Source organism: Streptomyces sp. NPDC059037, assembly GCF_042740015.1.
Lineage (GTDB): Bacteria > Actinomycetota > Actinomycetes > Streptomycetales > Streptomycetaceae > Streptomyces.
In genome coordinates this window covers 1-9,862 of sequence record NZ_JBHYIG010000337.1, presented here as the reverse complement: position 1 = coordinate 9,862, position 9,862 = coordinate 1, and the positions used below count along the sequence as shown (strand labels likewise).

The window sequence follows — 9,862 nt, the reverse complement described above, 5'->3', positions numbered from 1 at the left end:
GCGCCCCCCCCCCACCCTCTCCTCCCTCCCCCCCCGCGCGCGCGGCGCGGCCGAGCGCCCGCGGCGCTCGCCGGGCCCCCCCCCCCCCCGCCAGGCCCGGTCGACTTGCGACACTCGCACGCTCTTAATGTCCGCCGCTCACGTCTACGGCGGCTTCGACACGTGGGGCCTCCACGACGGTTGACCGCTCGCGCCACCAAATCTGAGCACCTGGTGCTGTGACCGCATAGGTTCGCCGGGTTGGGCGTCGTGGCGGTTGGATGTGCGGTGGCGTCCGATCCGACCGCTGGAGGCGCGGTGGCCAAGGCTGTCCGTATGCGCAGACTGACCGCCCAGGAGGGGCAGCGGCCGCAGCAGATCGTGCGCCGGGGCAGCACCAACTCGGTGCGCTATCGGCGCGCGATGATGATGATGCTGCTGGCCTCGGCCGGCGGGAATCGGGTGCCGGTGATCGCCCAGCTGGTGGCGGCCGACGAGGACACCGTGCGCGATGTGATCCACCGGTTCAACGAGATCGGCCTGGCCTGCCTGGACCCTCGGTGGGCGGGAGGCCGTCCCCGCCTGCTCAGCGATGACGACGAGGACTTCGTCGTCCAGACGGCCACCACCCGCCCCACCAAGCTCGGCCAGCCTTTCACTCGCTGGTAGCTACGCAAACTCGTCGCCTACCTGCGCACAGTCCACGGCCGAGTGATCCGTATCGGCCTCGAGGCGTTACGCGGCCTGCTCGCCCGCCGTGGAGTCACCTTCCAGCGCACCAAGACCTGGAAGGAATCCACCGACCCCGACCCCGACCCCGACCCCGAGGCGAAGTTGGACCGGATCGAGCACGTCCTGGACCGTTTCCCCGACCGGGTCTTCGCGTTCGACGAGTTCGGCCCACTCGGGATCCGGCCCACCGCAGGCTCGGGCTGGGCCGAACGGAAACACTCCGACCGGGTGCCGGCCACCTACGACCGCACCCATGGAGTCCGGCACTTCCACGGCTGCTACTCGGTCGGCGACGACATGTTGTGGGGCGTCAACCGCCGCAAGAAAGGTGCCGCGAACACGCTGGCCGCACTCAAGTCGATCTGCGCCGCCCGGCCTACGCCTCTTGGGCCAACCCCATCGAGGCCCACTTCGGACCGCTGAGGCAGTTCACCATCGCCAACTCCAACCACCCCAACCACACCGTGCAGACACGAGCCCTGCACGCCTATCCACGCTGGCGCAACGCCAACGCCCGCCACCGCGACGTCCTGGCCGCCGAACGCAAGGAACACGCCCGCATCCGAAGCGAGAAGGGCATCCGTTGGGGCGGACGCCCCCTCAACACCGCAGCCTGACCAACCGCGAACCTACACAGCCACAGCGCATCATCGGTCCACTCGTGGCCAAGCGCGGACGACCGAAGCGTTGTGAAGATGATCTCGGCTGGGCAGACCCGGAGCCCCGAACGGGGCCGGTTCAGGAGAAGGACGGCGCCAGAGGAGAACGACTCAGGAGGCGGACGGCTCGATCTCCCCCGCGAAGACGATGACCTGGTCGATGAGGCTCCGCCGCAGATGGACGACGTCCGTTCCCGCCAGGCGGGGGCCTCCATCCGGCGTCGTGAAGACCCACTGGTACCGGGCCCACTCGTCCGGCATGTCCACCGCCGAACAGCGCACCATCGTGCCGGTCCCCGCGGGGTGGCGCCGGATGTCCAGCACGAACCGCTCGACCGCCTCGATCCCCTCACTGCGGCCCAACGGTCCCCAGAAGACCACGTCCGAGGTTAGGGCCTGGGAGAGCAGCGCAGTCACATAGCTGTCGTCCGAGGCGTTGAACGCGGAGATGAACGTGTCGATCGCGGACCGCGCGGTCTCTTCCTGCTCTTCCTGCATGCACCAGTAATACCAGTCGCCTCGCGGACCGCGCTCGTCCCGTGAGCCGTCTCCCGACCACGGTGAACCATCCCGGTCACAGCACTAGTTGCCCGGACGGGCCAACTACGCGCTCGGTCACAGCTGTGAACCTCAGTTGGCACCTGAGCAGCTGAGTTGGCAATTTGAGCGCCAGAGTTGACGGGCAGGGCACTTCTGGCATGCCGCCTGTAACTCTGCCGAGTTCTGCCTCTGCCGCTGCGCGGAGAGGTTGTGCTCGTGGCGTGGAGTCGAAGCTACGTGTGCTGGACTTGGCGCCGGACCAGTGCGGTCGCACGCTGGGGATGCCGGCCCGCCTCGGCTTGCTGCGCGGGCCTGCCTATGCTGCCGCCATGGGTCTGGATCTCACGCTGTTCATGGCGGACTGGCAACAGTTGAGCGCCATCCCTGTCGAGAACCGGATCAAAGCACTGGACGACACGACCTGGCCACCGGAGCTCGACGACGAGTACCAGTGCAGGTACGGGCTGACCGGCGGTTGGCTGTGGCCCCCGGATCGGGGGGGGGCGGCGTGGTGTGCCGAGTACGACTTCTCCACCACCAGCGGCGCCTACAGCCCGCATGCCCGCGTAGGCGACGCATGGGCTGACATACGGCTACTCGTCGACGCGTCCGTGCGCGAGGCGATGGACACCTTTCTCGCTGGCCTGATCTGGGATGCGGATCCGGCCGATGATCCTGCGCTGACCGGCAGCGAGGGGTTCTTCCCGCCTGCCACTGACCGCGGGCGCCCGCGCGTCCTCCTGGTGTGCCCGCCACAGGCGGCACCCGGCAAGGCCTATGCCTGGGAGCGAGTGGAGCCGCGCCTGGAGGAGCTGCGCGGGCCGTTCGCCGCCGAGTGCGAGGGCTGGGCAGGACGCCCGGACACCTTCGAGGACTTCACCGCGCTTCTGCGTGAATGGGGCGACGTGACAAGGGAGACTGCTCGCCGCGGCTGGTGCCTGGTGGGTCTGCCCTAGCCGTTCACCTCAGGCCAGTGAAGCCTTCCCATCGGCTGCGCGACGGGGAGGCGGTCGGGCAGATGCCGGCTATCGCGCGAGCTGCACCTTGATCGGCACGTTCGGGCAGCGCGTCGCGTTCTCGGTGAGGGCCGCCTCTTCGCTCGGGTCGATGGCGAGCTTCCAGCGGGTCTTGATGGCGACCCACTGGGTCACGTACTCACACCGGTTGCCATCGGCCCGGGGGGCATCCAGGTGGCGGGGTCCTGGTCGGCCTTGCTCCGGTTGGACTTCGCGGTGACGGCGATCAACGCCCGGTCGTCTCCGAGGTCGTTGGCGTACTCCTGGCGCTCGGCCGCGGTCCAGCCCTTGGCACCGCTGTCCCAGGCCTCCGCGAGCGGGATGCGGTGGTCGATGTCGATGGTGGACGGGCCCTCGATGTACTGGTCGTCGTACGGCGAGTACCAACTGCCGCCGCTGAGCTTGCGCTTCGGGCCCTGATCGGGGGCGACGACAGCTTCGGCTTTAGGGACCTTGGCTCGGGTCGTGCAGCCATGCTTATCGGCGTCCACCCAGTGCTTGAACGAGGTGCGCTCGTAGCCGGTGCGGTCCTCGTCCTTGACGGTCAGGGCCTTGAGCGCGCTCTGGAGGGGCTTGGTGATGGTCTCGCCGGCGGCCGCGGCGGGGCCAGCGTGGGCGGGGCGGCCGGGAGGGTGAGGGCCGCTGCGGCGGTGAGCAGGACAGCGGTGCGGGTGATGGCGGGCACGAGGCTCCTCGAAGATCACGAAACGGTCGTGATCTTCGTAGCGAGCGGGAGTGGGGCGACGTGCCGTGCATGCCGTGCGTGTCACGCGTGCGAGCGGAATGTCGGATCGTCGCGGGCCAAGCCTGGGCGATCGATGCAGCCGTCGCCGATGAAGACTCCCGAGCTCGCGCGGAACTGGCCCCCGCGCGCGGGTGCGTAGCCAACGCTGGTGTGCGCCCTGGTGGAACCCGGCGGGCAGGCGGGATGCTGTCCGTGGCCGGGCAGAAGCCCTTCACGGCATGCGGAGGGGGTGGCCGGCTGCGGACGAGGGACGTAGGGGTGGGCGCGACATCACGCACTCTTCGGGCGGCCCGGCGAGCCTTCGACTTCACCGGGACTCCCCGGGGCAGGTATCAGGAGACCGGCGCCGAGTCGTTGGTGACGAGGACCAGCTATTCGGCGCCGCCGACGTCACCTGAACCCTGGCAGGCTCCGCATCTCACTGATCTTGAGGACGCGGGCAAGGAGCAGGAACAGGAGTGCCATCGTGGCGCCGCCTGCGGCCAGGGCCAGGGTGGGAGTCCAGGTCGTCGAGGCCAGGTTCGTGGAGCAGGTGCGGGCGACGAGCCAGCCGAGGGCGCCGGCGGTGAGTGCGGAGGCCGTCAGTTTGCCGTAGGTACGGCACAGGTGCTTGCCGTCCAGTCTGCCTTCGAGGCGTCGTCGCAGCCGCAGGGCCGTGATCAGCAGGCCGATGGCGTAGGAGGCGGCGTACGCGGCGGCCATCCCGGTGACCGCCCAGCGCGCGGGCAGCAGCAGATGGCAGCCGGTGGCCAGGGCAATGTTGACGGCGCTGATCCATACCGCCATCCAGAACGGCGTGCGGGTGTCCTCGAAGGCGTAGAAGCCGCGCAGCAGCAGATACTGCGCGGAGAAGGGGATCAGGCCGAGCCCGAACGCCTGGAGCATATGGCCCAGTGGCTGGGCGGATGCCGCGTTGGCGGCACCGTGGGCGAACAGTAGTTGTGCTATCTGCGGGCCGAAGGCGAGGAAGAAGAACGCGGCGGGGACGATGGCGACGCCGCTGATCCGCAGCGCGCGGGACAGGTCGCCTCGTACATCGTCCAGACGCTGCTCGGTGACGGCCCGGCTCATCCGGGGCAGCAGGGCGGTGACCAGCGAGACCGTGATGATTGCCTGGGGCAGCATCCAGATCGTCTGGGCGTTGGAGTAGGCGGTGAAGCCCACGCCGTCCTTGGGCAGGGCCTGGTCGGCTGCCGAGGCGTAACGGGTCACCACGGTGCTGGCGACCAGGTTGGCCAGTACGAACAGCAGCGTCCAGCGGGCCGCACTGATGCTTTTTCGCAGGCCGGTGCCGCGCCAGTCGAAGCGGGGGCGGAAGCGGAAGCCCGCGGCGCGGACGAAGGGGATCAGGGCGAGTGCCTGGATGGCCAGGGCGAGCGTGGTGCCGATGCCCAGGAGCGTCACCTGGGCTTGAGTGATGTCCTGCACGCGGTCCGGGACGGTCATGAGCCCGATGTAGATGCCGAACACCGTGACCAGGACGATGTTGTTGAGGACCGGGGTCCACATCATCGCCCCGAACCGGTTCCGGGCGTTGAGGACTTGCCCCAGGATGCTGAACAGGCCGTAGAAGAAGATCTGCGGCAGCAGGAACCGGGCGAATGTCACCGTCAGCTCGAACGCCGTGTGGTTGTCGGGTGTATCGCTCTGATAGAGGCTGATGATCTGCGGTGCCGCCCACACTGCCAGCGCCGTGCCGACGCCAAGCACGCACAAGACGAGGGTGACCAGGCGCTGCTCGAAGGCCCTGCCGCCATCAGGCTGCTCGATTCGGGCCCGTACCAGCTGCGGCACCAACACGGAGTTCAGAGCCCCGCCGATGAACAGGAAGTACAGGCTGGTCGGCACGGTGTTGGCCTGGTTATACGTCGTGGCGAGCAGCCCTGTCCCCAATGCTGCCCCCTGCAGTACCAGTCTGATCAGCCCGGTCGCCCGGGACACCACCGTCCCCGCCGCCATCAGCAGGGACGAGCGCATCAGCCCGCCCCTGCCCGCTCCCGGCTTCGGAGCGGCGTGCCGCCCCCGCTTCTGCTTTCTCTGTGACCGCGTTATCGCCTCGCTCGGCGTCCCCTCCGTCATGAACCCAATCTACGACCCGAAGATCACCACAGAGCCGGCTGCCCCGGGAGACCGCCAACGACGACCAGGAAGCCAGCTACGCGCCAGATACCGTTGAAGATTTGGGGCCGTGAAGCTCTGAAGGTCACACGTGAGGCCCCTGAATGTCCGGGTTCGTTTGACACTCGCCGTCCCTGTCGTCATTCGATCGAATGGCGACAGGGTGGGAACGTGCCACGGTACCGGGATGGCTTCGGCCGGGGTGGTATGCCTTCGCCGGGTGGACCGCACGCCCGTACGGTCCAGGGCTCTCACGGCCCGGCGTTCTCGTGGACGCTCGGACATCTTTCGAAGACCGGAGGATATTCAGCAGCTCGTTCGATCTTCCTAGTGTGGAGGCAGACGAGGGGCGGTCGCCCCGAGACCACCATCCCAACAGGGAGTTCACCATGCGTGCTGTCACCCAGAAGTCCTTCGGCGGCCCCGAGGTCCTCGAGCTCACCGAGACCGGCAAGCCCACCCCGCTCGGCGGCGAGGTCCTCGTCCGCGTCCACGCGAGCGGCGTCAACCCGGTCGACCTGGCAGTGCGCTCCGGCGCCTACCCGCTGCTCGGCGAGCCGCCGTTCGGTGTCGGCTGGGACATCTCCGGTGTCGTCGAGGAGGCCGGGCCCGGCGCCCGGTTCAAGGCGGGGGACGAGGTCTTCGGCCTGCCGTTCTTCCCGCGCGCCGCCACCGGCTACGCCGACTACGTGGCCGTGCCCTCGCGCCAGGTGGCCCGCAAGCCCGCGACGCTCGACCATGTGCAGGCCGCCGCTGTGCCGCTCGCCGCGCTCACCGCCTGGCAGGGCCTGGTCGACGCGGCCCGACTTACCGAAGGGCAGCGGGTGCTGATCCACCGGGCGGCCGGTGGCGTCGGCCATTTCGCGGTGCAGATAGCCAAGGCGCGCGGCGCCCACGTCACGGCCCTGACGAGCGCCGCCAACCGCGATTTCGTGCGCGAACTGGGGGCGGACGAGATCATCGATTACCGCACCACCGACTACACCGAAGAGGCCAAGGACATCGACGTCGTCTTCGACTCCAGTTCCGAGGGCGAGCGAGCGCTGAGCGTCCTGAAGCCCGGCGGCACCCTGGTCAGCATCATGGAGCACGGGAACACCGAGCTCGCCGCCCGCATCGAGAACGAAGGCCGCCGCTTCGCCGGGGTCTCGGTCGAACCGGACTACACCTCCCTGGAGGCGATCACGGCCCTGATCGACGCCGGCCGCATCCGCCCGCACGTCTCCGCGACATTCCCGCTCGCCCAGGCCGCGAAGGCGCACGAGCTGGTCGGTTCCGGCCGTACCCGCGGCAAGGTCGTCCTGACGGTGGCCTGAGCAGGGCGGGTTAGGGTGCGGAGAACAGCGGGGAGAGCCGGGGGAGCAGGGGAGAACGGCGGGAGATGGACATCCTCACCGAGGCACTGGCCTCGATGCGCACCGGCCGGCCGACATCCGTGCGGACCACCGGACAGGCGCCCTTTGGGCTGCGGCTGCCCCCGGTGGCCGGCGCGGGGTTCCACGTGGTGCTGTCCGGCACGTGCTGGCTCGTCCCGCTGGAGGACGCGGCGCATCAGCCGCCGCTCCCGCTCGGCCCGGGCGACGTGGTCTTCCTGCGGGACGGGCGCGGTCACATCCTGGCCGACCACCCCGACACCCCGGCCGAGGTGGAACGCGCCTCCCAGTTCAGCCCCGGATCGCCGCTCGGCACCGTCACCATCGGCGGCGACGGCCCCCGCACGAACCTGCTGTGCGGCAACTACCACCTGGACCAGGCCCGCCCGCACCCCCTCGTGCGGCAGCTGCCGGAGATCATCCATCTGCCCGCGAACCACGTCCGGCATCCCGAACTGGCGGCGGCCGTACAGCTGTTGCGCACGGAACTGGACCGGCCGCGGCCGGGTTCCGTCGGCATCGTGCCCGCGCTGATCGACTCGCTGCTCCTGTACATCCTGCGCGCCTGGCTGGAGGAACAGCCTGCCGTACAGGCCAAGGGCTGGGCCGCCGCGCTCGGTGACGCCGCGGTCGCCCCGGCCCTGGCGGGGATCCACGAGGAACCGGGCGCCCAGTGGACGGTGGAGTCGCTGGCCGCGCGCGCGGGCCTATCCCGTGCTGCGTTCGCCCGCCGGTTCAACGACCTGGTCGGTGAGCCGCCCATGGCGTATCTGACCCGCTGGCGCATGACGACCGCCGCGCAGCTCCTGCGGGAGTCCGAGGTCCCGTTGTCCGCGGTCGCCGCCCGCATCGGGTACGGGTCCGAGTACGCCTTTGCCAAGGCCTTCAAGCGCGAGTACGGGCAGGCTCCGGGCGGTTACCGCCGCGAGGTGCGCACGGCCTGACCGGGCGCGGCCCCTTTCCGGATCCGGCAGATCGGCTGTTGTGGTGCGGCGGTCAGCGGTAGGCGGTGAAGAAGATGCAGTCCGCCGAGCTAGGGCCCCGTGGGCCTTTGAGAGCGCTCTGCGTCGTCCCGCGAACCCCTCATCCAAGGGGCGCGGAAATCCGTGGACGGACCCGCGGAAGATCACGTACGGTGTGGCTTCACGCCCTGAGATGGACGGAAGGAGGCGAGTGCCGTGCAGTTCACACCTTTCCAGCGCTCCCTTTTCCGCTGTCCCGGCGTGGTTCGCCAGTTCTGACCGGGAGCGCTCCAAGCAGCCTGTATCCCGGAGGAATCCATGACCGATCTGGTCATCCGTGCGCTCTCTGCGAGCGACGCTCATCTCTTCGACGCACTCCCCGACCCCCTGGGCGCCCGTGAAGCCCACCGGCGTACCCAGTTCCGCCCCGACTGGAAGCGCGTAGCCCTGCGCGACGGCGAGGTCGTCGCACGCGGCGCGTGGTGGGGCGGCCCCGACGACTCGGAGCCCGTCAACATCAACTGGTTCGACGTGGCCGAGGGCGAGGAGGAGGCCGGGGCCGAACTCCTGCGCTCCGCTCCCTGGCAGGTCGAATTCGAGATCAACCTGCCCGGCGGCTGGCGGGAAAACAACGACCTGCGCGCCACCGCCGAGACGCGCTTCGCCGCCGCACGCGGCGCAGGATACGAACTCCTGGTGGAACGCTTCCTGTACCGCTGGACCCCGGAGCAGGGCCTGCCCGAGCGGCCCGGACGCCTGCGCTTCAGCGCCGAACCCGACGACACCGTGTTCTTCGACGCGTTGCGCCGCATCCACTCCGCCACCCTGGACGCCCACGCGCTCAGGGCCATCGAGGAGGGCGGCCTCGACCAGGCCGCCCAGGAGGAAATCGACTTCTTCCACTGGTGCCCCTCCCCACGGGAGTGGTGGCAGATCGCACACACGCCGGAGGGCGACCTGGCCGGCATCCACATCCCGGCCCACAACCCCTCCGGCCCGACCATCGGCTTCATCGGAGTCGTCCCCGAGCAGCGTGGTCGCGGCTACGCCTACGACCTCCTCGCGGAGTGCACCCGTTTCCTCGCCGAGCAGGGCGCGGAGTTCGTCAGCGGAGCCACGGACCGCGGCAACTTTCCCATGGCCGCGAACTTCACCAAGGCCGGCTTCCCCGTCATCAGTGAACGCATCAACTTCCACCCGGCGGGCCAAGCGGCCTAGCGGGGAGTAGCACGCGGTGAGGGGTCCGGTCCGAGGGCAGGTCCGGACCACTCGCCAGGCCTGGCGTCCGCGTCGAAGGGGGTTTCGCCTGCGATCTGGGGCTGCTCATCGGCGGGTTCAGCCTCGGGTACGGGGACGGGTGGGAGTGCGGCCAGGAGCGCGACTGGTACACGCGGGACACGATCTTCTTCTGCATCACCGGCTGACCGATGGCTGCGGCAACGCTGACCGGGGCGCGCGGGGCACGAGTACGAGCATGTGGAGGAGCGCCCTTCCATTCCGCAGATGGTGAATCACGTTTCTGGCGACCCAGATCGGCCTGCTTTAAGGGGGGTGTCCAGTTGGTGTTGCCTGCAGGGTTGACGCCCGGTCGCCGAGGGGCGTGATCGCAGCACTGTGGCTCTGTACTGGGGAATGGGAGTTGTTTGTCGACGGTTTGGGGGGTTGTGTTGTGTGTTGTGGGTGTGGTGGTTGTTGATGGGTTTGGGTGTTGCTTGTTGTCTGGCGGGCGTTTGTTCCT

General features: G+C 69.2%; 8 protein-coding genes and 1 pseudogene. 5 read left to right on the top strand and 4 right to left on the bottom strand.

Annotated elements, in window-relative coordinates; all coding sequences use genetic code 11:
- The first annotated feature begins 297 nt into the window (after positions 1 to 297).
- Positions 298 to 1,328, top strand: a pseudogene (locus tag ACFWY6_RS40565) (helix-turn-helix domain-containing protein).
- 153 nt (positions 1,329 to 1,481) lie between these two features.
- On the opposite strand, the gene ACFWY6_RS40560 reads toward ACFWY6_RS40565, so the two are convergent.
- Positions 1,482 to 1,868, bottom strand: coding sequence for a nuclear transport factor 2 family protein (locus ACFWY6_RS40560; RefSeq protein WP_030552413.1), 387 nt, complete (start codon positions 1,866 to 1,868; stop codon positions 1,482 to 1,484).
- Between the two features lie 371 nt (positions 1,869 to 2,239).
- Here ACFWY6_RS40560 and ACFWY6_RS40555 point away from each other — a divergent pair, with 371 nt between their 5' ends.
- Positions 2,240 to 2,866, top strand: coding sequence for a hypothetical protein (locus ACFWY6_RS40555; RefSeq protein WP_384701428.1), 627 nt, complete (start codon positions 2,240 to 2,242; stop codon positions 2,864 to 2,866).
- 69 nt (positions 2,867 to 2,935) lie between these two features.
- Here ACFWY6_RS40555 and ACFWY6_RS40550 read toward each other — a convergent pair whose 3' ends face one another.
- The 3 genes from ACFWY6_RS40550 to murJ all read right to left on the bottom strand — a co-directional run bounded on the left by ACFWY6_RS40550 (position 2,936) and on the right by murJ (position 5,648).
- Positions 2,936 to 3,061 carry a hypothetical protein gene (locus ACFWY6_RS40550; RefSeq protein ID WP_384701425.1) on the bottom strand — a complete coding sequence of 42 codons (126 nt, stop codon included), beginning with the start codon at positions 3,059 to 3,061 and terminating at the stop codon, positions 2,936 to 2,938.
- On the bottom strand, positions 3,058 to 3,696 hold the full coding sequence (locus tag ACFWY6_RS40545) for an HNH endonuclease family protein (RefSeq protein ID WP_384701422.1): 639 nt from the start codon (positions 3,694 to 3,696) through the stop codon (positions 3,058 to 3,060). The genes ACFWY6_RS40550 and ACFWY6_RS40545 overlap by 4 nt, the downstream gene beginning before the upstream one ends.
- 365 nt (positions 3,697 to 4,061) lie before the next feature.
- Positions 4,062 to 5,648, bottom strand: coding sequence for a murein biosynthesis integral membrane protein MurJ (gene murJ, locus ACFWY6_RS40540; protein WP_384701419.1), 1,587 nt, complete (start codon positions 5,646 to 5,648; stop codon positions 4,062 to 4,064).
- Positions 5,649 to 6,178: 530 nt separating this feature from the next.
- On the opposite strand from murJ, the gene ACFWY6_RS40535 reads away from it, so the two are divergent.
- The 3 genes from ACFWY6_RS40535 to ACFWY6_RS40525 all read left to right on the top strand — a co-directional run bounded on the left by ACFWY6_RS40535 (position 6,179) and on the right by ACFWY6_RS40525 (position 9,342).
- Positions 6,179 to 7,105 (top strand): NADP-dependent oxidoreductase, encoded by a 927-nt coding sequence (locus ACFWY6_RS40535; RefSeq protein ID WP_384701416.1) that lies wholly within the window; start codon positions 6,179 to 6,181, stop codon positions 7,103 to 7,105.
- A gap of 65 nt (positions 7,106 to 7,170) precedes the next feature.
- The gene (locus ACFWY6_RS40530) at positions 7,171 to 8,106 is read left to right on the top strand and encodes an AraC family transcriptional regulator (RefSeq protein WP_384701413.1); all 936 of its coding nucleotides are present in this window, start codon (positions 7,171 to 7,173) and stop codon (positions 8,104 to 8,106) included.
- A 336-nt stretch (positions 8,107 to 8,442) separates the two neighbouring features.
- Entirely contained in the window at positions 8,443 to 9,342 is a 900-nt protein-coding gene (locus ACFWY6_RS40525; RefSeq protein WP_384701410.1) for a GNAT family N-acetyltransferase, read from the top strand.
- Positions 9,343 to 9,862 lie beyond the last annotated feature (520 nt).

Bases quoted from the DNA above. Each gene is read 5' to 3' on its own strand.
- ACFWY6_RS40560 (WP_030552413.1), bottom strand. From the start codon at position 1,868: ATGCAGGAAGAGCAGGAAGAGACCGCGCGGTCCGCGATCGACACGTTC.
- ACFWY6_RS40555 (WP_384701428.1), top strand. From the start codon at position 2,240: ATGGGTCTGGATCTCACGCTGTTCATGGCGGACTGGCAACAGTTGAGC.
- murJ (WP_384701419.1), bottom strand. From the start codon at position 5,648: ATGCGCTCGTCCCTGCTGATGGCGGCGGGGACGGTGGTGTCCCGGGCG.
- ACFWY6_RS40535 (WP_384701416.1), top strand. From the start codon at position 6,179: ATGCGTGCTGTCACCCAGAAGTCCTTCGGCGGCCCCGAGGTCCTCGAG.
- ACFWY6_RS40530 (WP_384701413.1), top strand. From the start codon at position 7,171: ATGGACATCCTCACCGAGGCACTGGCCTCGATGCGCACCGGCCGGCCG.
- ACFWY6_RS40525 (WP_384701410.1), top strand. From the start codon at position 8,443: ATGACCGATCTGGTCATCCGTGCGCTCTCTGCGAGCGACGCTCATCTC.